This window comes from Buttiauxella sp. (assembly GCF_049686335.1).
Lineage (GTDB): Bacteria > Pseudomonadota > Gammaproteobacteria > Enterobacterales > Enterobacteriaceae > Buttiauxella.
In genome coordinates, this window is the sequence record NZ_JBAVHX010000038.1 from 1 (window position 1) to 25,259 (window position 25,259).

The window sequence follows — 25,259 nt, forward strand, 5'->3', positions numbered from 1 at the left end:
CAGAAGTGTGACATCTGGTGGTAGTAAGAAAAGAAATTCGGTGGAGCGGTAGTTCAGTCGGTTAGAATACCTGCCTGTCACGCAGGGGGTCGCGGGTTCGAGTCCCGTCCGTTCCGCCACTTATTAAGCCCTGAGTCTTCTAGACTCAGGGCTTTTTTCTTGTCAAAAATTCATGAAATATTGACCTATTGTTGCGTATTTCACAAATATCTTCTGCATTTACCCCTCTTTTTCAGCAGTATAACGCTCGTCATAATCCTCGTATTACAAACACATATCCCTTAACGAGGTAAATAATGACAATTCCTGCATTCGGTTTAGGTACTTTTCGTTTAAAAGACGACGTGGTTATCGCATCAGTAAAAACGGCTCTTGAGCTCGGTTATCGAGCAGTAGATACAGCACAAATTTATGATAACGAAGCAGCTGTAGGTCAGGCGATTGAAGAAAGTGGTGTGAAGCGTAGTGAACTGTTTATCACTACCAAAATCTGGATTGAGAATCTTAGCAAGGAGCAATTAATTCAAAGTCTGAAGGAAAGTTTGCGTAAACTGCGTACGGATTACGTTGATTTAACACTCATTCACTGGCCATCACCGAATGATGCTGTGCCGGTAAAGGAGTTCATGCAGGCGTTAGTGGAAGCAAAGAATGAAGGACTGACTCGCCAGATTGGTATTTCTAACTTCACCATTGATCTGATGCAGAAAGCTATTGATACCGTTGGGGCTGAAAATATTGCGACTAATCAAATTGAGCTTTCACCATATTTACAAAATCGTCAGGTCGTTAAATGGGCTAAAGAGCATGGTATCCATATCACTTCATATATGACACTTGCCTATGGCAAAGCATTGAAGAATGAGGAAATTGGCCGAATTGCATTGAAGCATAATGGGACTCCGGCACAGGTCATTTTGGCATGGGCAATGAATTTGGGGTACGCAGTCATACCTTCGTCGACTCAGCGCGAGAATCTGCAAAGTAATTTACAAGCGCAGACTTTGGCATTGGATCCTGAAGATATGGCCATTATCGCTACTCTGGATTGTAATGAGCGCCTGGTGAGTCCAGAAGGTTTAGCTCCTCAGTGGGATTAATCCTCTTACAGCCCCTGCGGGGGCTGTTGCACAGAGTGACTCAGAAAATCAATAAACGCCCGAATACGACTGCTGACGGCCCGGTCGCTGTAATACACCGCACTAAAAGGCATTTCTACGGGTAGCAGTTTATCTATCAATAATTCGACAAACTTCCCTTCCGCGATTTCTTTATTAATCATATAGTCAGAAAGACAGGCTATACCATTTCCGGTCAGGCATAATTGCTTAAGTGTTTCACCACTATTCGAGGTGATTACCGCAGTTATGTCATAACTTAAACCGTCTGCCTGCGCGATTGGCCATCTATTTAAACTCTCCGTTTCAGAGAAACCCAGACAAATATGATCCTGAAGATCCTCGGTAGATTGAGGCATTCCGTACTGTGCTAAATATTCCGGAGACGCGATAATTTTACGGCGGCTAGTAAAAAGAGGTCTGGCTCGCAGCGTTGAATCAGTCAATGTCCCCGCGCGTATAGCAACATCCACTTTACGCTCGATCAGATTTATGAAAGTTTCTGATGATATGAGCGAAAGCGTCACCTCTGGGTAGCGTTGACGGAATGGTTTAATCAGCGGCATTAAAAGATGCAGCATCACAGGTGTAGCGGCATCGATGCGCAGTAAACCGCGTGGAGTTTGCCGGGTCTCCATTAACTCATTTTCAGCGGCAGCCATTTCTTGCAAGATCTGCTGTACGCGGCGGAAATAGCGCTCACCTTCCTCTGTCAGGCTCAATTGACGCGTTGTACGATTAAGCAATGTTACACCCAACTTCATCTCTAATTTCTTTACCGAGCGACTCACGGCTGAATTTGCCAGTTCAAGTTGTATTGCCGCACGGCTGAAACTTCCACTTTCCACAACGGCGACAAAAATTGCCAGTTCTTCAGAGGTGGCTTTCATTATTGCTCCTGAGACAAAATTGTATTGAGATTTTGCATATTTTTGTTATTTAACCATCTTGTCATACTGCGTGTCATCAAAAGACACCTGCTATGGAGTAAATCATGCCACTGGCGCTATGGGCACTGACAATCAGTGCATTTGCAATTGGTACAACTGAATTCGTTATTGTTGGGCTAGTACCAACAATTGCCGATCAACTTTCAATTTCCCTGCCCTCTGCTGGGCTACTCGTTTCAATTTATGCACTAGGCGTGGCTGTTGGCGCTCCAGTGTTGACTGCTCTGACAGGGAGATTACCCCGTAAGCAGTTGCTAATTGGGCTCATGGCACTCTTTACCGCGGGTAACGTATTGGCCTGGTTATCACCCAATTATGAAACCTTAGTCGTTGCCCGACTGCTGACTGGCCTGGCGCACGGTGTGTTCTTTTCTATTGGTTCCACTATTGCAACAAGCCTTGTGCCAAAAGAGAAAGCGGCATCGGCCATCGCGATTATGTTCGGTGGTTTGACTGTTGCCCTGGTGACCGGAGTTCCACTTGGGACGTTCATCGGCCAGCATTTCGGATGGCGTGAAACTTTCCTCGCGGTATCCGCTATTGGCGTGATTGCGTTAATTAGTAGCACTATTCTGGTGCCGAAAGATATTCCAACGCGCGCAGTTGCTAGCATGAGAGATCAGGTAAAAGTGATGGCGCATCCTCGTTTACTGATTATTTATGCGATAACTGCTTTGGGCTATGGCGGCGTATTTACTGCATTCACCTTTCTGGCGCCGATGATGCAAGACCTGGCGGGATACTCGCCGGCAGCTGTCAGTTGGATTCTTTTGGGCTACGGTGTTTCTGTTGCGATTGGCAATATTTTGGGCGGCAAACTGGCAGACCGTCATGGGGCTGTACCTGCTTTAAAATTTATTTTTGCTGCACTGGCCGTATTACTTCTGATATTTCAGTTCACAGCAAGCTCGCATATTGGCGCGTTAGTTACTGTTCTAATTATGGGTGTTTTTGCCTTTGGTAATGTGCCTGGTTTACAAGTATATGTGGTGCAGAAAGCAGAGGAATATACTCCAAACGCGGTCGATGTTGCCTCAGGGTTGAATATCGCCGCATTTAATATCGGGATAGCGTTAGGATCGGTGATTGGGGGTCAAACAGTACAAAGCTTTGGTTTGGCGCAAACTCCATGGATTGGGGCCGTGATTGTTGCTGGCGCATTGCTCCTGATTAACTTAAGTGGTCGTCTTGATACACGTCGTGAAGTGGCTATCGGCTAGCATATGTGAACAAGTCTGTTAGCAAATACTTACGGTCTTGTTCACCAATCGTTTGAATTGGTCGTTGAAACTCTCACCTAAAGTCCCTATAACTGAATGACAGCCTTCGAATTGGAGGCTTCTTTGGTTATAGAGGTCATTAGTAAAAACGTGCGCAAAAATACTTATGCCATGAGATATGTTGCCGGTCAGCCAGCAGAACGCATTCTGCCGCCTGGCTCATTTGCAACTATCGGTCAGGCATTGCCGCCCGGAGAACCTTTGCCAAGTGAGGGATCCTTAAAAGTATTGGTATGGAATATTTTCAAGCAGCAGCGTGCTGAATGGCTTTCGGTGCTGCAAAACTTCGGTAAAGATGCACATCTGGTTTTATTGCAGGAGGCACAAACCACTCCTGAGCTGGTTAAGTTTGCCACCAGTAATTATCTGGCCGCAGACCAGGTTCCGGCATTTGTCTTGCCCCAACACCCTTCAGGTGTGATGACGTTGTCTGCTGCTCATCCGGTTTATTGCTGCCCGTTACGCGAGCGTGAGCCCATTTTACGCCTGTCAAAATCGGCTTTAGTGACTGTTTATCCGTTGCCAGATGGTCGACTGCTGATGGTCGTTAATATTCATGCTGTGAATTTCAGTCTGGGCGTGGATGTTTACAGCAAACAACTTGGGCCAATCGGCGACCAAATTGGGCACCATAATGGGCCAGTTATCATGGCGGGTGATTTTAACGCCTGGAGTCGTCCGCGCATGAATGCGCTTTACCGCTTTGCCCGTGATATGACTCTCCGCGAAGTACGCTTCACAGATGATCATCGCCGTCGCGCTTTTGGTAGACCACTCGATTTTGTGTTCTACCGTGGTTTAAACGTTACAGAAGCCTCTGTACTGGTCACTCGTGCGTCCGACCACAATCCTCTACTAGTCGAATTCCGTCCCGGCATACCTGAGCTTAAGTAGGGTTAGTCAGGTCTGCCAATGGGCAGACCTCGAGGCTGCCCTTACTTATAATCAACAGCAAGGACCTTTCAATGACAACACAATCTCACCATGACAAAGTCGATCAGCAATTTGGATCACAGGCAAGCGCCTATCTGACTAGCGCTGTACATGCTTCTGGCCGCGATCTGGAGCGTCTCAGTTCACGCCTGGCGGACTTCCCACATGCACGCTTACTCGATATGGGATGTGGGGCAGGGCATGCGAGTTTCATTGCAGCTGCGCAGGTGAAAGAGGTTGTTGCCTATGATCTCTCTGAGCAAATGTTGGCGGTGGTGAATGAAGCGACTAAAACTCGTGGAATCAACAATCTCACAACCCAACAAGGTTATGCCGAAGTCCTGCCATTCGATGATTGCTCGTTTGATGTTGTGATAAGCCGTTATTCAGCGCACCACTGGCATGATGTCGGTAAGGCACTGCGTGAAGTGAAGCGCGTATTGAAACTGGGTGGCGTCGTTATTTTTATGGATGTGATGTCCCCTGGACACCCAGTAATGGATATCTGGTTACAAACGGTTGAAGCATTGCGGGATACATCGCACGTGCGTAATTATTCCAGTGGAGAATGGTTGAGCCTGTTTAATGAGGCGGGCCTGAGCTCACAAAACCTGTTATGTGACCGTTTGAATCTGGAGTTCGCAAGCTGGATTGCGCGGATGAGAACACCTGCAACTCTGGCTGAGGCGATTCGTATCTATCAGCAAAGTGCATCAGATGACGTGCAACGCTACTTTGAGTTGCAGAGGGATGGCTCGTTCACTAGCGACATCATCATGCTTGAAGCGAAGCGAGTGTAGGATAGAAACAAAAAAGGCACCTAAAAAGGTGCCTTTTCTATGATTAACAATCACGTATCAGGTGTAGAGTTGTTGCTAACGAACAGCGTTAACTGATCGCCAGGTTTCAAATCATCAGTATCATCGTTCCAGCGCAGAACATCTTTGATGTTTACGCCGTGACGTTTCGCAATACTCGACAATGAGTCACCCTTACGAACCTTATAGGTGATGCTATCGTTTTTAGCTAAACGCTCATCGCCTTTTTTGACGCTAAGTGTTTGGCCAACTTTAATGTTTGCGCCACGTATGCCATTCCAGCTTTGCAAATCTTTAGTGCTAACACCTAAGCGTGTCGCAATGCTCGATAAGGTATCACCTGAACGAACACGATAAGATTTATTGCCACCTGCATTAGCTCTGTTATCAGCCACTAAAGTAGGTTGCACAGCTGCAATTTCACCAGCAGCTAAAGAGGCTTTAAGCTGGTCAGCATGCTTTTTAGGTACCATCACATAACGCTGATTTTTGCCTACCGTCGAGGTTTTAACCCCTGCGTTGAACGTTTTCAGCGAACTTAATGATATCCCGGCCATTTCGGCGACCTGCGTAAGCTCGACCGGATCACTGACTTCGACACGCGCTAATGCACGGCTTTCATCAGTAGTCGGCAGGCGTACACCGTACTTTTGGCTGTTTTTGAGAATATCACTCAAAGCCAGCATTTTTGGCACGTAAATTTTGGTTTCCCGTGGCAGTGAAAGCGACCAAAAATCCGTAGGTAATCCACGTGCTTTATTCGCTTTCATTGCCTTCAGTACACGACCTTCGCCGCTGTTATACGCCGCCACGGTTAACAACCAGTCGCCGTCAAACATCTTGTTCAGACGTTGCATCATATCGAGTGCCGCAGTGGTTGAAGCCACTACATCACGACGTGCATCGTATGCCTTGGTCTGTTTTAAACCATAATTGCGCCCCGTGCTCGGTACAATCTGCCAGATGCCAGCGGCATTCGCAGATGATGTAGCGTGGGGGTCAAAAGCGCTCTCCACTATGGGTAGCAGTACTAGTTCCATCGGCATGTTGCGTTTCTTAACTTGCCCGGCAATCCAGTACATATACGGCTCTGCCCGTAATGTTACATCGTGGAGATAGCTCTTATTCTTAAGGTACTTCTGTTTCTGTTCGCGGATCCGGGTATTCTCCGGTATCCCCATCTTTAGCTCGTCGCCAATGAAGTTCCACAAGTTCTGGTTATCTGCGAGGAATGTTCCATCGTCCATCCATCGCGTACTCGTGTACTTTCCTGCTTCACCTTGACCAGCTGCAGACAGACTCTGTGCGTGCTGTTGGATGTTGCCGTCATGTCTCGACGCCTGGCACCCCACAAGCAGGACAGAGGCGAGTAATATCGCTTTTGCCTTCATGTGTGTGTCAATAGTTGCTTAAAAGACGAGCAAGGATACCTTCCACTTTCCAACAACACAACCAGAAAATTCAGAATGCGTCTTTCTTTGTCCGTAACCAGGCGAATATCTGCTGTGGTTGTTGCAAGTTTGTTTCTTTATTTATTTTTTCTTTTAAATCAATATCATCCGTTCTTAGGAATAAATTTATTTTACGCTCATTTGCCAAAGAACTGGGTAAGGTTGAGTGGTTTTTTGCGCGTAACTCCTTAACTTTTCGACAATATCGGTTTAACTCTTCATCGTCAGGCAGGATTGATAAGGAGAACTTGATATTTGAAAGAGTGTACTCATGGGCGCAACAAATTAACGTATCTGAAGGTAATTTGTTAAGCTTTTGAAAAGAATCATACATATTCTCCGCGGTGCCTTCAAAAAGTCTGCCGCACCCGCCAGAAAACATCGTGTCACCGCAAAAAAGATAAGGTTTACTATAGAAACATATATGTCCTAAAGTGTGACCAGGTGTAGCAATAACGCTAAATTCATACTTCAAAATATTGACCTTATCGCCCTCTCTGACTACCCGGTTCGTTCCCTTATCTTGTGTCTCTTCTGGCCCATATACCACAAGGCCTGGGTACTTTTTGAGAAGTTCTTTTACGCCGCCAACATGGTCGTTGTGATGATGTGTCAGTAAGATGGCTTCTGGCTGCCAGTGATTTTCTTCAATCGCTTTTAGCACTGGTTGAGCTTCACCGGGGTCGACAATGATGCATTTACCCTGCTCATCATTCAGGACCCAGATGTAGTTATCCTGGAATGCGGAAATACTGTTAAGATTCATAATTCAACCTCTCTGAATTGCGTTAAGAAGGTAGCGATGAAACCGGCAAGGATACCTGAATACTTCGTTTCACCGCATCATTGGGGTGAACTGCCCTGGGGCGAGTACTACCGCGAGGCGTTGGAAATCCAACTACAGCCCTGGCTTGCCAAAATGTTTGGTTTTCATCTATTGAAGATTGGCAACCTCAGTACTGAAATTAACACTGAAGCTTGTGCAATTTCACACCAGGTAAATGTCGGATTGCAAGGCGACAGGCTTCAGGTTAATGCCGATCCACTTCATTTGCCCTTTGCTGCAAAATCTGTGGATGCATGTATGTTGGCTCATACCTTGCCATGGTGCCAGGATCCTCATGGTTTACTGCGTGAAGCCGACCGTATTTTGATTGATGACGGATGGCTGATTCTGAGCAGCTTCAACCCGGTGAGTTTGTTAGGTTTAGGCAAAGTCGTGCCGTTTATACGCAAGCGCACTCCGTATCATTGCCGGATGTTCACACCGATGAGAATGTTCGATTGGCTGGCATTGCTGAACTTTGAGGTCATGCATCAACGCAGTTTCCAGGTTTTACCCTGGAGTAAACAAGGTGGGAAAATGCTGAGTACTCACCTGCCTGCGCTGGGTTGTATGCATGTCATTGTGGCGCGTAAGAGGACACTTCCACTTACGCTTAATCCAATGAAAAGCCGAACAGCAAAAACGCAGATCCGATCGGCAGTTGGTGCGACCAGGCAGTTTAAGGAAACGACTAAGACTTCGCCGCCTCTTGTTGATAACCAACATCTTCAAGAGTTGGATTAGACGCGGCAACACGCGCAAGTTCATCACAGCGTTCGTTTTCCGGGTGACCGGCATGTCCTTTCACCCATTCCCAACTGATTTTATGCTCGCTCAGCGCAGCATCCAGTCGTTTCCACAGGTCGACATTCTTCACTGGCTTTTTATCGGCTGTTTTCCAGCCACGCTTTTTCCAGTTATGAATCCATTGGGTAATTCCCTGACGTACATATTGGCTGTCAGTGCTGAGCACAATGTCGCAAGGTTCGATAAGTGCCTCAAGTGCTACAATAGCCGCCATCATTTCCATGCGATTATTCGTTGTTAAACGATAGCCGACGCTAAAAATCTTTTCGTGTTGCTTATAGCGAATAATCGCACCGTACCCACCAGGGCCCGGGTTACCGAGGCAAGAACCGTCGGTGAAAATTTCTACCTGTTTACGCATCTCTGGTAGACTTCCTGTGATTAAAAAACCAAGTCTGACATAAACGAGCGCCATGAGCACAGCAATTACACGACAGATCGTTCTCGATACTGAAACCACCGGTATGAACCAAATCGGTGCTCACTACGAAGGACATCGCATTATTGAAATCGGTGCGGTTGAAGTGATCAACCGCCGACTGACGGGCAATAACTTCCATGTCTACTTAAAGCCAGACCGTCTGGTGGACCCGGAAGCGTTTGGCGTGCACGGGATTGCCGATGAGTTTCTGGCCGATAAACCAACCTTTGAGCAGGTTGCTGATTCATTCCTGGACTACATTCGCGGCGCAGAGCTCGTTATCCATAACGCATCGTTTGATATCGGGTTCATGGACTATGAGTTCAGTAAGCTCAAGCGTGATATCCCGAAAACCAATACGTTCTGCAAAATCACGGACAGCCTTGCACTCGCGCGTAAGATGTTTCCGGGCAAGCGAAATAGCCTCGATGCGCTTTGCTCACGCTACGAAATAGACAACAGTAAACGAACGCTGCACGGCGCATTGCTCGATGCCCAAATCCTGTCTGATGTCTATTTGATGATGACGGGTGGCCAAACTTCGTTGAAGTTTGCCATGGAAGGGGATGTGCAGCAGCGTACAGGAGACAATGGTATTCAGCGTGTTGTACGCCATAGTTCGGGTGTACGTATCATTCGGGCCACTGATGCCGAGCTGGAAGCGCATGAGTCGCGGCTTGACCTGGTGGAAAAGAAGGGCGGAAGTTGTCTGTGGCGTATATAAAAACAGCGCGAACGGGTTAAATATCACCGTTTGGGTGAAAATAGCGGCAACCGATTAGATTTATAAGAAAAAACGTTGACGCCCATAAGCGCAGTACGTAATATCTGCCTCGTTCCCGACGGGGAACAAAACGCGGAGCGGTAGTTCAGTCGGTTAGAATACCTGCCTGTCACGCAGGGGGTCGCGGGTTCGAGTCCCGTCCGTTCCGCCACAATTAGAAAGCCTGAATCAGAAATGATTCAGGCTTTCGTCGTTTTGATGATGTAACAAAAAATCCCGAAGTAACAAAACTGTTTTTTTCCTACTTTCTTTTGATAGTACGCAAAGCCAATATTTCTTAAGTATATTACCCAGCCGGTATTTATAGTTTTTATATATCAATAAATTATTTATATCTAAAATTTTTTTTGTAATCTTATTCAGGATCAATGTAGTAAATTAAAATAAGAACAAAATGGATTAACTCTGCATTATAATCAACAAAAAAGTTTTTTATAAATATCGAGGCTCTCATGGATGCATGGAAAGAATATTTAGAGAATAATCCTGATATCAAAAACCATCTTGATATGGATTCTGATGCCGAACGTGTAAATATAGAAACATTTTTAAATAAACAAAATGAACTCATTCAGGTGATGAATGAGGTTGCTGGTAAATTTATACAATGGAGTATGGCAAAAGATCACTTTATAAGTGAGATTATTGCTTACTCGTCAGATATAAATTCGAAAATTAATAATGGTGAAATGACGGTCACTGAAGCAATAGTAGCTATTAATAATGAAATACTATCATTGAAGACGCAAGGTGATGAGTTGAGCAGAAATGATCGCAGGCAAGTCATCATTGTTAAGCCAATTTTAGATGATTCGAAACAGAGGCGAAAGCAAGAAAACATTGATTTAATGGTTGCTGGCATCGGTTTTGTTGCAGGTGGCTTGCAAATAGTATCTGGTGCAGCCGTGATAGGAAGTGGTGTTGGTATTATCCCTGGTACATTATTACTTGCTCATGGGATTAATAATGTCATAGAGAGCGGTTGCTTTTTAATCTATCGGGAAAGTATTACGGGGCCGGTCAGATTTATTTATGAAGGTATTGGAGAGTTTTTAGGACTAAGCAAAAGTAATTCGGATGTTGTTTATACATTGATTGATGTTGGGCTTTCCTTGAATGCGCTGTTTACATACAGATTAGCTGAGGATGCTGCGAGATTGTATCGCTATATAAATGCCGATTTATTATGGGGTATGAAGCAAATAGGAATTAAGTTGATGTCACGAAATGAATTGGTTTCAGAGTTTGTAGGAGATATTAATACGATCTATGGACAATATAGGACATATTAGATGAGCTTATTAACTCTAATTTTATTATATGTCTTATGTACATTAATTTCTCTGTTACCATTCTATTACATCGCCAGTCATTTGCTTTATTCAAATAATATTTACTTGAATCTATGTTCAATAATATTACTCGCGTGTTGTTCATTATTTCATTTTGTTGTTTTTAGAACGGGTGTCATCCCTCTTATAGATATTGATATTAGCGGTGATGGTAGTATGATTTTTGTACTAATTCCTTTTGCTTGTGCGTACTCTTATATCATTCCATTTAACATGGCGCGGACAAAATACTATCTAAATAAGTAGTTGTTGCTATTGTTATATTACAAGAAAGATGCTGATTAAAGATTTGAATTTTTGTCAGCATCTCTCATATAACATTACCCTTCATTCTTCATTTAGTAAACTCGATCAGTCCATAAACTATAAGCACTCGTTCCTGCTGTAGTATGTTCCCATGTGATAGTTTCATATATTAAAGATAGCTTTTCTTGCGGTTGGCCTTTATTGTTATGCACTGAATGAGGCAACATTAGGTGGATATCCACCAGCCTTGCTTGGGTTAGCTTTATTTTATAATAAAGCTCATTTATACCAAACCTGTTAGTCTGGTGAATATCAAAGTCACAAGTCAATATTTCATTCTCAGAGATGGCCTTCCCTAATAAAGGTGATGATTTGTCAATAGGTTTTGTGATTATTACCGGGTTATGGTTTGCATTCTGTTGTCGTGTAATAGCATGTGAAAGCTCATAAACCATTATCTGATTCAGATGCGCAATCTGTGCCTTATTGCCGATTGAATCCAGAGAGCAGCAGCCTGCTGAGATGTTTCCCTGTTTTTGTCCAGTCAGCGTTAAATAGATTAAATTTGCCATGGTGGTTTTCTCTTATTGAAGTTTATTATCGACAGACAATGCAGGTTCATTTCGTGCATTGAAATTACTGACTAACAGGTAACGGCTAGACAAGTCACTTATGCGTTCATCGATCTGCTTTTCTAATGCTTGTGTGTCCTGGTGTTGTCTCTTCGCATCCTCTAATTGGGTGATTAAAACTTCTAGAGGTGTCTCCAGCTTCAATAAAGTCTCAACCTGATACGCCACTGTTTTGAGATACGAAAGAGTCATACCTTCTTTATTTTTTTCACGCTCCACGAGCAGAGCTGCAAATGCATGTAGATCCTGTTGCGCCTGCATATAACTCCTTAGCGATGGGCTATTTTGAGCGCGTGATTTAAGGGTTGCTTGCCATTTCGCACTGGCTATCTGTTGTTGAGTACTTTCCGGCCAGGTGGCTTGTGCGGTATGAATGAGGAGTTCACCGGTTTCGAGGGGCTGTAGCGGTGAGGCAGCAAGTAACTGATTGAGTCGGGTCGAATAATCTTGCAGAGCAGGGGAGGCAAGCCACAGTGTTGCGCTACCCTGTGGGGTGTCATTCACCTGAGTTATACGTTGTTGCATAGGAAGCACATACCCCCACCAAAGTCCGGTCGCAATAATTGCGCTACAGATGGCACCTGATAGAAAACCGCGCAAAGTCAATGGTGGACAGGAGTGGGGGGGATTTTCTGAACCTGGAAAATGCACTTCAATTTTCGGTGACTGAGGATTTGGATCAGTCAATGGTGGTGTGTAATTCATCGCATCCGTAAAGTCCGGCTGCGCTGGCATATACACCAGTGTGGGCGGCGAGTATGTGGGCGTTGATAGTGCAAGGTGTTCACTCTCCACACGCTTACGGATGTTCTGCACGAAATAGAGCAGGTTCTCGACGCGAGGAATACGTTTTAATTCTACTTGCTGAAGTTTATCGCAGATAAGTTGCAGCGTTCTTTCCGTGCGTTGTAGGAGATGAATATCCGCGCTAAGTAAGGAAGGATTTTGACGCAGGATATTTCCGACACGGCTATTAAACCATTCCAGCATATCTGAACGGGCCTGGTAATTCTGGGGCCAAAAATTTTCCCACTCCGCAGTGATTAACCCTGCCAGTAATTCGCATCCTTCGCAAAATCCTGCCAGTCCGTTAATCCTCGTGCGCGCCAGGGTGTAATAGGTGGCGCTGTGCAGGTCAACACCATTGCTTTTAAAGAGTGTCAGGGCCAGAGATTCGACGAGCCGCCAGTTCACTTCTGGGTGGGTAGGATGATTGGCTTTATTCACCTCTTCCCGAATAGCACTGAACTCAGGCAAGCTGCGTGGATCTTCGCCCAGTTTGATGATCAATTTTGTGTCGTTCATACAGTCATTCCCTGAATATCCCCGGCGTGGCCACCGGGGAATAACCATTAATACAATGTATCCGGAAGGGTGAAATCGCTAAAAAGCCCGCCGGTGAATGGGTTGTCCTGAGTATCTACGTGAATCCGATAGATCATATGGCCGCCGTCGACATTAAACCGAACATCAAATGAACCATCGTCAACGTTGGTAAGTTGGCCTGCATCTATCAGGCGGAATTGTGCCCATGGTCCGCTGAAGCTGATGCTACGAGGTGCGCCGCTACCAGTCCCAATGAGCGTGAGCTTGCTTTCTGACCCTTCCCGCATCGTGTTTGGCCACACTAAATGAGCCGTGAAATTGCGCCCGTGGTTATAGTCCAGTAACTGACCATCCATATTCAGAACGCTGCGACGTTTATTGGCGGACAACTCAACGGTTTCTGCGGCGTATTGCGTCCCTAAGCCGCTTTGTTGCGTGAAGAAGGTGTCGCGGATTTTTTGTGCGGTCTCTAGCTGCTGCTGTACGTCCTGACGGATCAGGATCTGCCCGTCTTCACCCAGCGTCAGTTTGTTTTCAATAAACAGTTTGAGGTTTTCCTGATAGAAACTATCGAGGACCCCGGCTGGTTTGAAGAAGCGATCGAAAGCATCCAGCGATGCGTCTTGTTCGGCCTGGGGATCAAATGGATAGCGATCGGCTAAAGTTTGCTGCCAGGTTTTCACCACTTTTTCGTTCCACTCGACCTCCATGTAATGAACCGCTTCTATCATCACAACATGCCAGGCTTGCTCGGCAAGTTTGCCCACCCATCTGTTCAATGGCGCTGGAAGCGTTTTTGCCAACTGGCGTGTCGCGAAGATAGGATCGCTACTGTTTTGATCAAGCCGGAGCTGCACAGCTTTAAGTGCAGATTTTCCCGGTACCGGTGAGTTCTGGATAGCCAACAGATAGCGATGCAACTCGGTTAATTGCTGATACACAGTCTGCAACGTACTGTCTTTGTCTTTCCCCTCGGCCAGTACACTATTTTCTGGAGCAAATTCGCGACTGAGACGCGTAAGTAACTGGAAGTCCAGTGCAGACATCATCGCTTCGCGAGTTTTTTCCGGAAGGTTGGCTGGTGATGGTGGTGATTGAGTATTGTCGCGCAGCGTTTGCAAAGCCCGGTAAAAAGGCTGATCGCCACTGACTATCTGCTCCAGCGCATCAATCACCTGTTGCATATCCTCGTATTCCCGAAGATCGAGATTGTTCAGAGCTGCCTGCCAGGTGGCGGTATAGTCGCTGATATATTGCTCAGTAATATGCCGCTGAATCTCTTCCCGATCGGCAGCACTGTAGGTCACATCTTTAGTGATATTCAGTACCCAGCTATCGAGCGCGGTAAGTTCAACCAGACTATCGCGTTGCTTAACGAAATAGCTTTGTAACCCATAACGCGTCAGGAATTGAGGTACAGAGAGATCTTCTTCTTTATTGGCAACAAACACTTTGTCAAAGTTTGGCCCAATTTGATCGCGCAGGTTCAGGTCTGCCGGTAACACGCCTAATGCTCGGGTGCGCAAACTCTGGTAAACGCGCTGATAAATTGAGAGCTTACTGAGTTCTTTCTGTGCTGCAGCAATGGGTTTCGTATAGGGCATAAAACGATTGATAGAATCATTGTCACCAGCCAGGCGTTGTGCCTGCCAGTTCGTATGTTCAAGGGCATAATCCAGATGTGCCATAAGCTGCCCCTGCAACCCTCGCTGACCGTGGAAGTTATCACTCCAGCGTTGACCCATATATTGCTCCACCACTTTATTATCGCGGCCGCTTTTATCTTCGAGCATGCGAATAACCCGCAATATCGCGAGTTTTTTCTCACTTCCTGGTTCGGCATTATTCAGGTCGCGAATCAATCCGTTAAGCAGTGCCGGTAAATAGCGCTGCTCTAGCAGTTGCAAATAAGTTCTCTCGACATAGGGGCCTATCTTTCTTCCCTGGTAAAGAGCCATATCGGTGAGGGCGTTATGTTCACGGTAATCACCATACGCAAGCGTGGCATCTCGAATAGGGTTTAGCAGGGGGAGTTGCAGGTTGCCAAGCTCATCAATGCCCTGCGGTGGCGGGATATCCATAAAGGATTTTGCCTGTGCCAGTACGGTGACACCTGAGCGGTAATTCGATTTGTAATAGTGATGCCAGCCAGCAATACAAGCGATTGCCGCAACGGCTCCAATAGCGGAAAAGACAGTGAGTTGACGATTGTTTTTCCCTAGCCACACGCTGTTTTCGCTTGCAAGATTAGGCTCTGCCAGCAGTGTTTGGGGGAAAAGTTTGCGGGTAAAATAAGGCTGTGTTTCAACCACTGGCCATGAGGTCAATGCGTTTTGCCCCAGGCGATATTGTGCAGCGGCTGACTGAATAAACATGTCGTCAACCTGGCCGCGTTGCAGTGAAGAGGTGAGATAAACACCGCGCAGCATGACTGCCATATTGTCGCCTGCCAGCAAACCCGAAATAAGGGCTTCCAGATGTTCGATAATTCCCTGAACCTGTCGACTAAAGCTAAATAGCGTACTTCGCTGGCTACTTTCCACATGATTGAGTGACAAATTCGGTAGCGCCTGATTAAAACGCTCCATCCACTCTTGCCAGAAAGCATGTAACTCCTCGCGCCAGCGCTCATTATCATGAGCGCCAGAGGTGAAAGTAACCCCCAACGTTTCATCCCGCTCTTGCTTATCAAGCGGTTGGAATAGTGGCGCGAATCCAAAAAGCAGATCAAGTTTTGTTAATGTGATATAGACCGGCAGTTCGCAATGAAGCTGCTGGCGGATATCCTGAAGACGCTGGCGCAATATCGTGAGTTGGCGTTCACGTTGACTTTTATTTGCCGTCAATAGCTCGGGCAAATCTACCGTGAGAATAATGCCGTTGAGAGGCTGGCGATGACGCTTTTGGTTTAGCCAGTCCAGCCAATGTACCCATAATCTTGCGTTAGAATTCGTTTCTTCCTGCGCCCCTACGGGCTGTTCGATAAGCTCGCCGTCAATATCGAAAATAACCGCATGAGCACCGACACGAGGTGCAATATGCCAGGTTGAGTTATTCTCGCCGCGAACTTTTTCAGGTGTGTAAATGGTATCGGCAGAATAGCCTTCTCCTAGAAGCGTGCTTTTCCCGCTTCCAGAAGTACCAATGATCATATACCAGGGTAAATGGTAGAGATAATTACGCCGTGCCAGATGGCGTTGCAGGCGTAACAACCAGTGGTCGAGATGGCGCTGTTGCTGGTGGATCTCCAGACTTATCGGATCTTTTTCATGCTGGCGTTGTTGCTGTTGCAGAGTTTCGAGAAACTGCAATCGTTTAACGATACGCAATGTTAGCCATGTCAGCGCAATCAGCACCCAGACGGCAGTTGCCAGCCAGCGGTTAGCCTGCGGAGCGAGTGGATGTTGGTCGCCCAGTATCCAGGTTGGCCCTTTCCACCAAATCCAGACCAGTGATAATACCCAGCCAACAATCAGTAATATCATTGCGGAGATTTTTAGCCTCGGCATTGCTGGTTTCAGTGTCGGCCTTAGCGCTCTTAGAAAGCTGGGTTTAGATACTTTGAACACAATAAAACTCCTGTTTAAACACTACTGTCCGTCGTGATTTTTTCTTCTAATTGTTTAAGTAATACGGGTTCCCACTGCATTAACGTCATCTGGCTTGCCGTTTGATGTAGCATTTTGTATTGCTGACGTGCAGAGGTGACCAATCCGGCTTGCTCAAAAAGCTGAGCGCCAAAATATTGTTGGTAAAATTGATCGCGCGGTTCGTGGGCCTGTTGCTGGTAATGATCGAGCAATTGCAATGCAGGGGTAAGACCTTGCTCTGAAAAGCACTGCCAAAGATTTTCTGTATCGCTATTACTGCTCAAAGAAGAAGTGGAAGCCGGTTTTGCAGCATTCGTATCAAGCCAACGCTGTGTCGTTGGTGACATATACGGGGAGTAATCGTTAAAAAGTAATGTTTTTAGCGCCGGAATTCGGTTTAAGAAATGATTAAGCTCATCACGTATCGCTTCTGCGGTATCTGAATACCCTACCTGCATTGCTATACGTGCTGACAGACAGTGTCCGTCGAACCAGTAAGGCGTCAGCAGAAGGCTCTTCTCAACCTGCTCCCAAAGTTCACTGTTTGCGGCAGCCAGACGAGCCTGGTAATCCTCCATTAAATCGACAGAAAACGCTGCCAGTTGCGTTCTTCCATCAACTTCAGCCTGTGGGGCGCTGGTAATGGTTTGCCAGATAGCATAGCGACGCAGACGGTATCCCACCGGGCATTGTGGACTGCGCTCGCACAGCAAATCCGCGATTTTTAAAAGCGTCTGTCGCCAGGATTTGTCGTCATGATTTTCTATCGGAATGGTGGGGAGAGGCGCACTGGCAACCGTGGATAAATCAGGTTGTGTAGCTGATATGTTTTGAGCTGGTGCAGAAGCATATTCCTGAATATGACGCTGATAAATTGCAATTAACTCATGCGCGGTCGCGGCAAGTTTCTCGCAGCCAACCCTTTTCCAGAACATTGAGATCTGGGCAAATTCACCCAACATATCTTTATGCTGGCTCTCGTTTGAATCACTGGCAAAGCTTGCTGCCGCAGCCTCAAAACGAGAGAGTATCTGCTGTGCGAAGCGGTTTTTATGAGCCTCTTTATGTGGCCATGACTGCATCCAGAATCGCTGTAAATACTGATTCAGCATTTGCACGGCAAGTATCAACTCAGCCGCTTTCCCCGAATGTTGCAGTGTCCGCAACAGATGCACCATTAAGCGAAAATCTTTGCTTTCGTTCGCCAATAACTTCAGGGAACGCTGCTGTATTTCAGCAATATCGAGCTGTGAGTGATTAAGTGAGCCAAGCTTAACCATCTCCCTGTCAATGTATTCCCAGTCGGCATTACTTTCGCTGAGCACAGAACTGATTTGTTCTTCTGATAGAGAAGCGACAACGTGTTCAACCCATGCCTGCGATGTTGAAATATCCATATTAGATTCCTTGTAAAACTAGCTCGCCCAATGGCAGGCAGCCCGCAATGGTTCAAGTGTTTTTTCGAGATCGGTAATGGCAAATGTCATCGCATGCAGGGAAGGTTGTGACTGGCCGTTAATGTCTACCGTCAGCGTCTGTGCAGCGAATAGTTGTTTGATTTCATCTATCCCGGCCAGGCCTCGGCTGGACTCAAGAAGTGAATCGTTTTCACGTAAAAACCAATGGACGACCAGGTGCGTTTTCTCCGTAGTAATCGAAAGATTTGGCGCACTTTTAAGGGGGGTAGGTAAAGCAATTTGCATTCGAGTGATGTTATCAATGCAGCTGAACATCAAAACCGGGCGAGGGGGCACGCTTCCCAGTGCTGGGGTGGTAATCACCACCGAAGGACGCTCGCCTTCCGTTTGCCGGGTTATAAAAACGGTAGAGTGATCGTCACGCTGCAACTCCTGGTTATAGGCTCGCATCCAGGCTTCGCCCTGCTGCTGGGCTTTTTTTAGCGCGCCAGCAAACCCCGGATACTGTGGAGCCAGGGCATGGTCGTAACAGTCCAGACGCACCAGTGACGACGGTTCGGCCCGACAGCTTAGCATCGCTTTTAGCGTGGCTTCTGTGGCAAGAGTTTCGGTCTGGAGGACTGCGCAACTGGCCTGTAGCGGTATTAAAGCCAGCAAGATGCTGGCTAATGTCGATCCCTTCATCAGATGCCTTGCGCCTCAGCTGCCGCATCTTCAATCTCTGCGGTGAAACGGTGCTCATCAACAGAGATATGCACACGCTGGATGGCTGAACCCGCTGCCATTTTTTGCAGCAGCAGTAACGAAAGCGGCGGTAAAACTTCACCATCAATAACGGATTCGAGCATGCGGGCACCGTTTTCGGACCGCGTGACACGAAGCATAATTTCTTCACTGACTTCCGCTGTAATTACCGTTTCAGCACTAAATCGCTGTTTTAGCAGAGTGATGAGTCTTTCCAGCTTAGAGGCGATTATGGTTTTTAAGGTCTCATCTGAGAGGGGCAGGAACGGAATAATTTCCATACGCGCCAAAAGAGCTGGTTTGAAGAAATCGGCCAGTACTGGATAAAGCCCTTCATGAAGCTGCTCTGGGTTTTGTGCATGTTCGACGATGACCTGATAACCCAGGTTTGAGGTAAGGAAAAAGACCACGTTTTTGCAATCGATCAGGCGGCCTTCACCGTCGGCCATTTCGCCTTTATCGAAAGCCTGATAGAAGAGATTCAGCACATCCGGATGCGCTTTTTCTACTTCATCGAGCAAAACGACAGAATAAGGTTTCTGACGAATCGCTTCTGTCAGCACTCCGCCTTCGCCGTAGCCGACATAACCTGGCGGTGAACCAATCAAGCGTGAAACTGTATGTTTTTCCTGGAATTCCGACATATTGATCGTGGTGAGGTACTGGCGGCCGCCGAATAACAACTCAGCAAGTTGCAAAACCGTTTCTGTTTTGCCGACGCCGCTTGGGCCTGCCAGCAAAAATGCACCCAAGGGGCGTCCTGGGCGGCGCAGGTCTGCTCTCGCCGTCAGAAGATGTTTATGTAACTGTGCAATGGCAAGCGTTTGGCCTTTAATTTTGTCGCCGAGCCAGGTTGGAAGCTCTGTAATGAGCGTCATTTCACTTTGCGACAAGCGGTTAAGCGGCACGCCTGTCCACTCTGCAATAACCGAGGCAATCTGGCGCTTATCTACATGCGGGGAAACCAGCAATTGCTGCTGGTGTAACATCTCCAGCTCGACCATCAGCGAATGAAGTTTTTCGCGTTTTTCGGGCAAGGTTGTCGCCACATTTTCTTCACTGCCCATCAATAGCTCATGACGCAGCGCCACAATGTTCTGCACCAAATCCTGCTGGTGGTGCCAGCTTTCATCCAGTACTCGAAGCTGCGCTTTCGCCTGTTCATGAAGCTCCTGTAATTCGAGCTGGCGAGAATCGTTTTGCGGCAAACCTATTTTCTGCTCGCGCTCCAACTGACGGATTTCTGCCTGATACTGATGGCTCTGGGTTGTGAGAGCTGAGATTTGGCGTGGTGGGGATGAGATATTGATCGCCACGCGGGCGCAGGCGGTATCCAGGACATCAATCGCTTTATCGGGAAGCTGACGGCCAGAAAGATAACGCTCGCTGAGTGTTGCGGCGGCCTGTAATGCTTCATCATCAATCAATACACCGTGCGCCTGCTCGTACACAGATGCCAGGCCGCGCAGAATAATAGTGGCTTCAGCTGCGGTGGGTTCGTTGACCTTAACGGGCTGAAAACGCCGCGAAAGCGCGGCATCTTTTTCAAAATACTTTTTGTATTCACTCCAGGTTGTCGCCGCAATGGTTTTCAGTTCACCGCGAGCCAGTGCCGGTTTAAGCAAGTTGGAAATATCCAGCCCACCCTGTTGGTTACCTGCACCAATAAGCGTATGTGCCTCATCGATAAATAAAATTACCGGGATGGCGGAGTCACGCACTTCCGCCATGATCCCCTTGAAACGCTTTTCAAACTCGCCTTTAACGGATGCTCCAGCCTGAAGCGCGCCTAAATCGAGGGTCACGAGTTCTGTATTCAGCAGTTTCTCCGGGACCTGGCCATTGATAATACGTAGTGCCAGTCCTTCGATTAGCGCACTTTTACCTACGCCCGCCTCGCCCACCACAATGGGATTGTTTTTCCGGCGGCGACATAGAATATCGATCATCAGATCAATTTCGGCATCGCGGCAAAGTACAGGGTCGAGTTTGCCGTTGCGTGCATCATTGGTCACATTGGTGGAGTAGCGTGCGAGCAGGCTCTCTTCGCTGTGTGTGGGTGCCTGTGTTTTGTCATTGTCATCAAGAATGACGGATTCCGCTGAGTCTTTGGTGCAAGAAGCAAAATTCAACCGGAGCAAGTCGCGGTTTACCTGCGCCAGTAATTGCGCTGCGGCAGGCGGCACATAGCGCAAAGGTGTATGAAGCAGGGCAAGCAGCAAGATTCCACCGCGTAATTGCCCAACCTGCATTTCTGCGGAAGCCAGCAGCCATGCATCTTTTAGCCATTCCACCAGTAACGGTGAAAAGCTTGGGTAACTATCAACGGACTGAACTTTATATTCACCGACGAGGGTCAGTGCGTCGCGCAACTCACCGAGGTCTATCCCGGATTGTTCGGCGATGACACGAACATCGCTACGTGGCGTTGCCAGCATTTGTACCAGGACTTGTGCGACTGTTATTTCTGATGCTTGCTGGTTGACGCATTCAGCAGCCGCCATCTCCAACGCCTGTTTTGACAAAAGATTCAGCCGGTTAACCAGCGTAGGCAAATCAATCTGGATCATCTCAATATCCTTATTGTTATCTCAGCAAGCCACTGAGCTGTTGCAAAATGTCCTGGGTCTGCGCGTTCAGGCGCAGCAGATAAAATAACCAGGTCGCCACAAGTAGGGTGACACCGCCTATCAGCAAATGCTTAATGCCCAGGCGTTGGACTAAGCGGTAAGGCGAACGCTGGTTTTTTTTATCCAGATGCAACAGCGGGAACGGACCATCCCCACGCAGCTGGTGGAGGACGTGATGTAACCGGCGAAATATATGTTCGAATTCATCGTTGTTTTGCATCGTGACTTTATAGCGGCCACGAAATCCGAGCGAAAAACATAAGTACAGAAACTCCAGTAGATCGCGATATCGTTTCGGTTCGCCAATCAGTCTTTCAAGCAGAATATAAATCTTCTCGCCGCCCCAGGTTTCATTATGAAAATGCACCAGCAGTGATTGTTTTACCCATTCGTTCTGGCTTGACCAGCCCTGGCCCAACGCCGCTTCATCAATGAAAGTACAGAGTACGTAACGAAACGAAATGATGGTCCCCGGCTCGTAGCCGTGGTTCTGGAGTAATTGCTCAATCGCACGGATATCGGTAACAACCTGGCCAAAAAGATGGTCCGGCAATCCACGACTGCTCATGGTTTTCAGACGTAACACCATGCCAAGAAGAGGGGTTGCTCCATCAATCATTGGATTCAGACTGTTGCCGCGAAGCGCCAGTCGATACTGGCGTTGGCTATCTTCATGGGTTTCATCAGTGAAAACCGATGCTTCAGAGAGTTCGCTCATAGCGTTATCCTCTTATTGCCCAAAGCTGCAGATCGAGTTCCGGGAAGTTCCCGGAGACGTGCAAAGCGATTCCGTTTTGACGCACAATTTCCGCCCAGGCCAGGCTGTTTTTATCCAGAGTGAAGTAGACATAGTTGGCGTGATAAGGGATCTGGCGAGGTGCGGTGGAAAGCGGCACCAGCTGAACCCCTGGAACCTGAACGCTGACCACATTGCGGATTTTTTCCACCGAGCTGATTTTGGATTGCTGCACAAATTGGCGATGTAATGTTTCGTGCGGCATCTGCGATTTCACCGCCAGCACAAAGGTCGCGGATTGGAGCAGGGTTGAATCATTAACGATGGCAGCATAAATGCCATCCGTATAGGTAAATGGCAGATTCATAGCGCGCGGTGCCAATACCGTACTTAGCGCTTTGCGCAATCGAGGCATGATCTGGTTAAACGTTTCGGTCAGATTTTCCTGCTGATAAAAACCAAGCTTTTCGGACAGGCGGCTCTCTTCTGTGAATGTCACAAGCTCGCCATACAAAGAAATCAAATCGAGATAAAAAACCTCAGGGTGTAACCGAGCCAGCGCAGAGCGATGAGCGAATTTTGTCTGGTTCCGGTTAAACATCTGCAGCATCATAAATTCGGCAACATCGGCAATACCTTGTTGCGAAGGGGCACCAATACGTTTTGCCAGTTCCTCGGAGCGGTTAGTGACAGAGGCGGTCACTTCTCCAAGATAACGCGTTAAGGCAGTGCTCGCATGAGTCGTCATTACGCTGGGAATAAACTCGGGCTCTAATTCCAACATTCCATTGGGATGGCGTTCTTTAATGCGACATACAGGGATCGTTACCCAGGCGCTTAAATCTTCGGCTCCGCTCATCAGGCAGGGAAGCAATTGACCCAACGCGAGAGCGCTGGCATCTCCTTCATTGGTGTGGAGATCGCGAACATCGCTGTAGTTAATACGGTAGCGCCCTGAAGATTGTCCGGCGCTATGCATCCCTTCAACTTCATTAATCACATCACTAATGATTGGTAGAGCCAGATATATTTCGCGACTGGCCGAAGTCTTCAATTCATTAATGAGCAGCGGGGCGGGAATAATATCCTGATCGGGGATGCTAAAAACTGTTCCATCGGACATACACCCAATCGCTTTATTAATGCTGATTTTGCCATGTTTGAGCTGAGTTTCATCAATATCGAGATCGGTAAAACCCCAGTTGATATTACTCAGCGCCAGCAGGCGATTCTGTAGAACATAGTCGTTATGACGTTGCAGTTGCTGAAAATGCTGAGGTTTAACAAATAAACCTTCCTGCCAGATGACTTTATTTTTCAGGGTTGCCACGATCGTTATTCCTCTTTTTTTATTTCGATACTGCTGTCGCGCACATGTACCAGCAGGTGATAGGTATGTCCGATACCTTCAACAGATGTTATTTGCTTCCATTCGGTAATTTGATCATCAGCAAAATAGGCTACAACGCCGATATAGCGAGTTGCCGGATTCATTTTTATCAGCGGCAGCGTTTTAATAGAGTTGGGCAGTAAGCTGAAATCCTGGTTATCGATATAATTTTTTCCCAAAACTTCATCGAGCCTGGCAACCGCAATGAGATCATAATCAGCTTCTTGCAGCTTCGAATCTTCACTCATATAAATAAGCTGAACGCTTACCGGCAAACCCTCGCCACTTTCGTTAGCATTAGCGTCCGGCTCGGTCAGCAGTGTGACGAGCAGTTCGGAAGGCTGCTCGGCAGCTTCGCCCACTTTAATATTTGGATCGGCGATCACCTGGCCTAACTTTTTTGCCGTTTCGCATCCGCTAAGTGTTCCTGTTATGAGACACAGAATTGCCAGTGCCAGGGTCCATCTCCACTTCATAGGGCATCCGACTCCCGGTCTGACTGACGCAATACGCGGTCATAAACTTGCGCGTAAACTTCATTGAATAACCTCTCGAAACCAAGCTGCCGGCTTGAAGCCAGTTCATCGTAATAGTTGCAATACATGTTCCATGCCCAGGCATCGTTCATCTCCAGACGTTGCTCGTGGCTGCGGCGGTACTGAGCAAAACGCGTCATTAATTGATTGGGAGAGAAGGCTTCAAGCATCATACGAAGCGCCTCGACAATGGCCGTTTGATTTGCCTGGTTGTGCAGTTTCATGTTGCGAAGGCTTTCCGCTACAGCGGCTGGAGCAGACAGATGCACCGGGCTTTTTTCATCGGCGAAGAGGACATTCAGTGCACTCTCGTAGCTCAGATTCAGACGTAACGGGTTATCTTCAAGCGGACGTAAATGCTTATCAGAAAGGCTATTTTGCTGATGTTGCAAATCTAACAACCCTTTCACCGCTGCTTGCAAAGTTCGACCGATCTCTTCCAGAAAATCATCTGCACTTTGCGAGTTGTGAAGAGGAAGTGCGTGGCCTAATCCGCGCATAAGCGGTGTAACGGCGACATGGTGGAAAGTCAGATCGTTGCCATCGTTATGGTGTGACCCTTCATTCTCATTGCTATGAAAACTATGGATATCTGGTAAATCCATGAAGTGATTATCAATGCCACCTTTACGAGGCGCATCCGAGCCAGGCGCGGTAAGCGGGACATGATGGCTGTACTGCAGAAGAGAAGGTTCATCAAAAGCAGAGAGCGTTGCATGATGAGTGGTCAGACTCTCTTTTTGTAGGGCTGTAAGAGGGTCCGAAGAAAAACCATTCACAACCGAAGGTGCGATTTCCCGGTAAGGCAGGGTGCTTTGGTAGCCAGGTTGCCCTTCGGTGGTCAGTAACGTTTCCGTTAACCGATCCTGGTTCATCACAATGGTTTCTGGCGTCGTATTTTGCAGATCAAAATCAGCGCCTTCGCCCAGGTGAAACTGTGTTTTTATACGTAGGGTGCCGATGCCAATTTCATCACCCTGGCGCAAACGAATTAAACCCGCGCTATGAGTTACAGGTGCCTGATTTAGCTGTAAATTTCTCATGTGAATTTGCAAACAAAAAATGCCGTCTCGCCAGACAACCGAACAGGCTTTCTCATTAATACTTTGCTTGTTGTCCTGTACAGACCAGTAACACATTTCGGCATGGCCAATATCACCGCCTTCTGTCGTAAACAGGCATTTTGCTGCCCGGCCACTTTCCAGTTCATTACCATTCATAATCTGTAATGAAAGTGACGGCTGCTGTTTATCCTCTGCCATACTGCGCTC

21 protein-coding genes and 2 tRNA genes are annotated in these 25,259 nt (G+C 47.2%); 9 read left to right on the forward strand and 14 right to left on the reverse strand.

Going from position 1 to position 25,259, the window contains the following annotated elements:
• Positions 1–42: 42 nt before the first annotated feature.
• Both WBL83_RS21795 and dkgB read left to right on the forward strand, forming a co-directional pair.
• Positions 43–119: transfer RNA gene (locus WBL83_RS21795), tRNA-Asp, on the forward strand.
• 177 nt (positions 120–296) lie between these two features.
• A complete protein-coding gene (gene dkgB / locus WBL83_RS21800) occupies positions 297–1,100 on the forward strand; it encodes a 2,5-didehydrogluconate reductase DkgB (protein ID WP_424591071.1) in 804 nt (267 codons plus the stop codon).
• Positions 1,101–1,105: 5 nt separating this feature from the next.
• On the opposite strand, the gene yafC is transcribed toward dkgB, so the two are convergent.
• Positions 1,106–2,008: a DNA-binding transcriptional regulator YafC gene (gene yafC / locus WBL83_RS21805; protein ID WP_424591072.1), complete on the reverse strand. Its 903-nt coding sequence runs from the start codon at positions 2,006–2,008 to the stop codon at positions 1,106–1,108.
• 104 nt (positions 2,009–2,112) lie between these two features.
• Between yafC and WBL83_RS21810 the strand changes: the two genes are divergently transcribed.
• The 3 genes from WBL83_RS21810 to WBL83_RS21820 all read left to right on the forward strand — a co-directional run bounded on the left by WBL83_RS21810 (position 2,113) and on the right by WBL83_RS21820 (position 5,081).
• On the forward strand, positions 2,113–3,288 hold the full coding sequence (locus WBL83_RS21810; protein ID WP_424591073.1) for an MFS transporter: 1,176 nt from the start codon (positions 2,113–2,115) through the stop codon (positions 3,286–3,288).
• Between the two features lie 150 nt (positions 3,289–3,438).
• Positions 3,439–4,242, forward strand: coding sequence for an endonuclease/exonuclease/phosphatase family protein (locus WBL83_RS21815; RefSeq protein WP_183273297.1), 804 nt, complete (start codon positions 3,439–3,441; stop codon positions 4,240–4,242).
• A 71-nt stretch (positions 4,243–4,313) separates the two neighbouring features.
• Positions 4,314–5,081, forward strand: coding sequence for a class I SAM-dependent methyltransferase (locus WBL83_RS21820; RefSeq protein ID WP_424591074.1), 768 nt, complete (start codon positions 4,314–4,316; stop codon positions 5,079–5,081).
• Positions 5,082–5,131: 50 nt separating this feature from the next.
• On the opposite strand, the gene mltD is transcribed toward WBL83_RS21820, so the two are convergent.
• Both mltD and gloB read right to left on the reverse strand, forming a co-directional pair.
• Entirely contained in the window at positions 5,132–6,490 is a 1,359-nt protein-coding gene (gene mltD, locus WBL83_RS21825; RefSeq protein WP_424591075.1) for a murein transglycosylase D, read from the reverse strand.
• A gap of 70 nt (positions 6,491–6,560) precedes the next feature.
• Positions 6,561–7,316, reverse strand: coding sequence for a hydroxyacylglutathione hydrolase (gene gloB / locus WBL83_RS21830; protein ID WP_424591076.1), 756 nt, complete (start codon positions 7,314–7,316; stop codon positions 6,561–6,563).
• A gap of 36 nt (positions 7,317–7,352) precedes the next feature.
• On the opposite strand from gloB, the gene WBL83_RS21835 reads away from it, so the two are divergent.
• Positions 7,353–8,120 (forward strand): class I SAM-dependent methyltransferase, encoded by a 768-nt coding sequence (locus WBL83_RS21835; RefSeq protein ID WP_424591077.1) that lies wholly within the window; start codon positions 7,353–7,355, stop codon positions 8,118–8,120.
• On the opposite strand, the gene rnhA is transcribed toward WBL83_RS21835, so the two are convergent.
• Positions 8,068–8,643 carry a ribonuclease HI gene (rnhA, locus tag WBL83_RS21840; RefSeq protein ID WP_424591078.1) on the reverse strand — a complete coding sequence of 192 codons (576 nt, stop codon included), beginning with the start codon at positions 8,641–8,643 and terminating at the stop codon, positions 8,068–8,070. The genes WBL83_RS21835 and rnhA overlap by 53 nt on opposite strands.
• On the opposite strand from rnhA, the gene dnaQ reads away from it, so the two are divergent.
• The 3 genes from dnaQ to WBL83_RS21855 all read left to right on the forward strand — a co-directional run bounded on the left by dnaQ (position 8,597) and on the right by WBL83_RS21855 (position 10,680).
• Positions 8,597–9,328 (forward strand): DNA polymerase III subunit epsilon, encoded by a 732-nt coding sequence (dnaQ, locus tag WBL83_RS21845; protein WP_424591079.1) that lies wholly within the window; start codon positions 8,597–8,599, stop codon positions 9,326–9,328. The genes rnhA and dnaQ overlap by 47 nt on opposite strands.
• Before the next feature lie 134 nt (positions 9,329–9,462).
• A tRNA-Asp gene (locus tag WBL83_RS21850) sits at positions 9,463–9,539 on the forward strand.
• 301 nt (positions 9,540–9,840) lie between these two features.
• Positions 9,841–10,680: a DUF4225 domain-containing protein gene (locus WBL83_RS21855; protein ID WP_424591080.1), complete on the forward strand. Its 840-nt coding sequence runs from the start codon at positions 9,841–9,843 to the stop codon at positions 10,678–10,680.
• A gap of 398 nt (positions 10,681–11,078) precedes the next feature.
• Here the strand turns inward: WBL83_RS21855 and WBL83_RS21860 are convergent, their stop codons facing one another.
• From WBL83_RS21860 to tagH, 10 genes are read right to left on the reverse strand one after another with little or no spacing between them, the layout of a single operon-like run.
• Positions 11,079–11,558, reverse strand: a complete 480-nt coding sequence (locus WBL83_RS21860; RefSeq protein ID WP_424591081.1) for an Hcp family type VI secretion system effector — start codon at positions 11,556–11,558, stop codon at positions 11,079–11,081.
• A 12-nt stretch (positions 11,559–11,570) separates the two neighbouring features.
• Entirely contained in the window at positions 11,571–12,923 is a 1,353-nt protein-coding gene (locus tag WBL83_RS21865; RefSeq protein WP_424591082.1) for a VasL domain-containing protein, read from the reverse strand.
• A 47-nt stretch (positions 12,924–12,970) separates the two neighbouring features.
• Positions 12,971–16,513, reverse strand: a complete 3,543-nt coding sequence (gene tssM / locus WBL83_RS21870; RefSeq protein ID WP_424591083.1) for a type VI secretion system membrane subunit TssM — start codon at positions 16,511–16,513, stop codon at positions 12,971–12,973.
• A gap of 14 nt (positions 16,514–16,527) precedes the next feature.
• Positions 16,528–17,931: a type VI secretion system protein TssA gene (gene tssA / locus WBL83_RS21875; protein ID WP_424591084.1), complete on the reverse strand. Its 1,404-nt coding sequence runs from the start codon at positions 17,929–17,931 to the stop codon at positions 16,528–16,530.
• A gap of 18 nt (positions 17,932–17,949) precedes the next feature.
• On the reverse strand, positions 17,950–18,636 hold the full coding sequence (gene vasI / locus WBL83_RS21880) for a type VI secretion system-associated protein VasI (protein WP_424591085.1): 687 nt from the start codon (positions 18,634–18,636) through the stop codon (positions 17,950–17,952).
• The gene (gene tssH / locus WBL83_RS21885) at positions 18,636–21,266 is read right to left on the reverse strand and encodes a type VI secretion system ATPase TssH (protein ID WP_424591086.1); all 2,631 of its coding nucleotides are present in this window, start codon (positions 21,264–21,266) and stop codon (positions 18,636–18,638) included. The genes vasI and tssH overlap by 1 nt, the downstream gene beginning before the upstream one ends.
• Positions 21,267–21,282: 16 nt before the next feature.
• A complete protein-coding gene (gene icmH, locus WBL83_RS21890; protein WP_424591087.1) occupies positions 21,283–22,044 on the reverse strand; it encodes a type IVB secretion system protein IcmH/DotU in 762 nt (253 codons plus the stop codon).
• Between the two features lie 4 nt (positions 22,045–22,048).
• Positions 22,049–23,392: a type VI secretion system baseplate subunit TssK gene (gene tssK, locus WBL83_RS21895; RefSeq protein ID WP_424591088.1), complete on the reverse strand. Its 1,344-nt coding sequence runs from the start codon at positions 23,390–23,392 to the stop codon at positions 22,049–22,051.
• Positions 23,393–23,397: 5 nt separating this feature from the next.
• Positions 23,398–23,928: a type VI secretion system lipoprotein TssJ gene (gene tssJ, locus WBL83_RS21900; protein WP_424591089.1), complete on the reverse strand. Its 531-nt coding sequence runs from the start codon at positions 23,926–23,928 to the stop codon at positions 23,398–23,400.
• Entirely contained in the window at positions 23,925–25,250 is a 1,326-nt protein-coding gene (gene tagH / locus WBL83_RS21905) for a type VI secretion system-associated FHA domain protein TagH (RefSeq protein WP_424591090.1), read from the reverse strand. Before tagH ends, tssJ begins: the two co-directional genes overlap by 4 nt.
• Positions 25,251–25,259: the final 9 nt, after the last annotated feature.

What these genes read in the sequence shown, in the direction of transcription:
- dkgB (WP_424591071.1), top strand. Translation starts at nt 297, where the DNA reads ATGACAATTCCTGCATTCGGTTTAGGTACTTTTCGTTTAAAAGACGAC.
- yafC (WP_424591072.1), bottom strand. Translation starts at nt 2,008, where the DNA reads ATGAAAGCCACCTCTGAAGAACTGGCAATTTTTGTCGCCGTTGTGGAA.
- WBL83_RS21810 (WP_424591073.1), top strand. Translation starts at nt 2,113, where the DNA reads ATGCCACTGGCGCTATGGGCACTGACAATCAGTGCATTTGCAATTGGT.
- WBL83_RS21820 (WP_424591074.1), top strand. Translation starts at nt 4,314, where the DNA reads ATGACAACACAATCTCACCATGACAAAGTCGATCAGCAATTTGGATCA.
- mltD (WP_424591075.1), bottom strand. Translation starts at nt 6,490, where the DNA reads ATGAAGGCAAAAGCGATATTACTCGCCTCTGTCCTGCTTGTGGGGTGC.
- gloB (WP_424591076.1), bottom strand. Translation starts at nt 7,316, where the DNA reads ATGAATCTTAACAGTATTTCCGCATTCCAGGATAACTACATCTGGGTC.
- WBL83_RS21835 (WP_424591077.1), top strand. Translation starts at nt 7,353, where the DNA reads ATGAAACCGGCAAGGATACCTGAATACTTCGTTTCACCGCATCATTGG.
- dnaQ (WP_424591079.1), top strand. Translation starts at nt 8,597, where the DNA reads ATGAGCACAGCAATTACACGACAGATCGTTCTCGATACTGAAACCACC.
- WBL83_RS21855 (WP_424591080.1), top strand. Translation starts at nt 9,841, where the DNA reads ATGGATGCATGGAAAGAATATTTAGAGAATAATCCTGATATCAAAAAC.
- WBL83_RS21860 (WP_424591081.1), bottom strand. Translation starts at nt 11,558, where the DNA reads ATGGCAAATTTAATCTATTTAACGCTGACTGGACAAAAACAGGGAAAC.
- WBL83_RS21865 (WP_424591082.1), bottom strand. Translation starts at nt 12,923, where the DNA reads ATGAACGACACAAAATTGATCATCAAACTGGGCGAAGATCCACGCAGC.
- tssA (WP_424591084.1), bottom strand. Translation starts at nt 17,931, where the DNA reads ATGGATATTTCAACATCGCAGGCATGGGTTGAACACGTTGTCGCTTCT.
- vasI (WP_424591085.1), bottom strand. Translation starts at nt 18,636, where the DNA reads ATGAAGGGATCGACATTAGCCAGCATCTTGCTGGCTTTAATACCGCTA.
- tssH (WP_424591086.1), bottom strand. Translation starts at nt 21,266, where the DNA reads ATGATCCAGATTGATTTGCCTACGCTGGTTAACCGGCTGAATCTTTTG.
- icmH (WP_424591087.1), bottom strand. Translation starts at nt 22,044, where the DNA reads ATGAGCGAACTCTCTGAAGCATCGGTTTTCACTGATGAAACCCATGAA.
- tssJ (WP_424591089.1), bottom strand. Translation starts at nt 23,928, where the DNA reads ATGAAGTGGAGATGGACCCTGGCACTGGCAATTCTGTGTCTCATAACA.
- tagH (WP_424591090.1), bottom strand. Translation starts at nt 25,250, where the DNA reads ATGGCAGAGGATAAACAGCAGCCGTCACTTTCATTACAGATTATGAAT.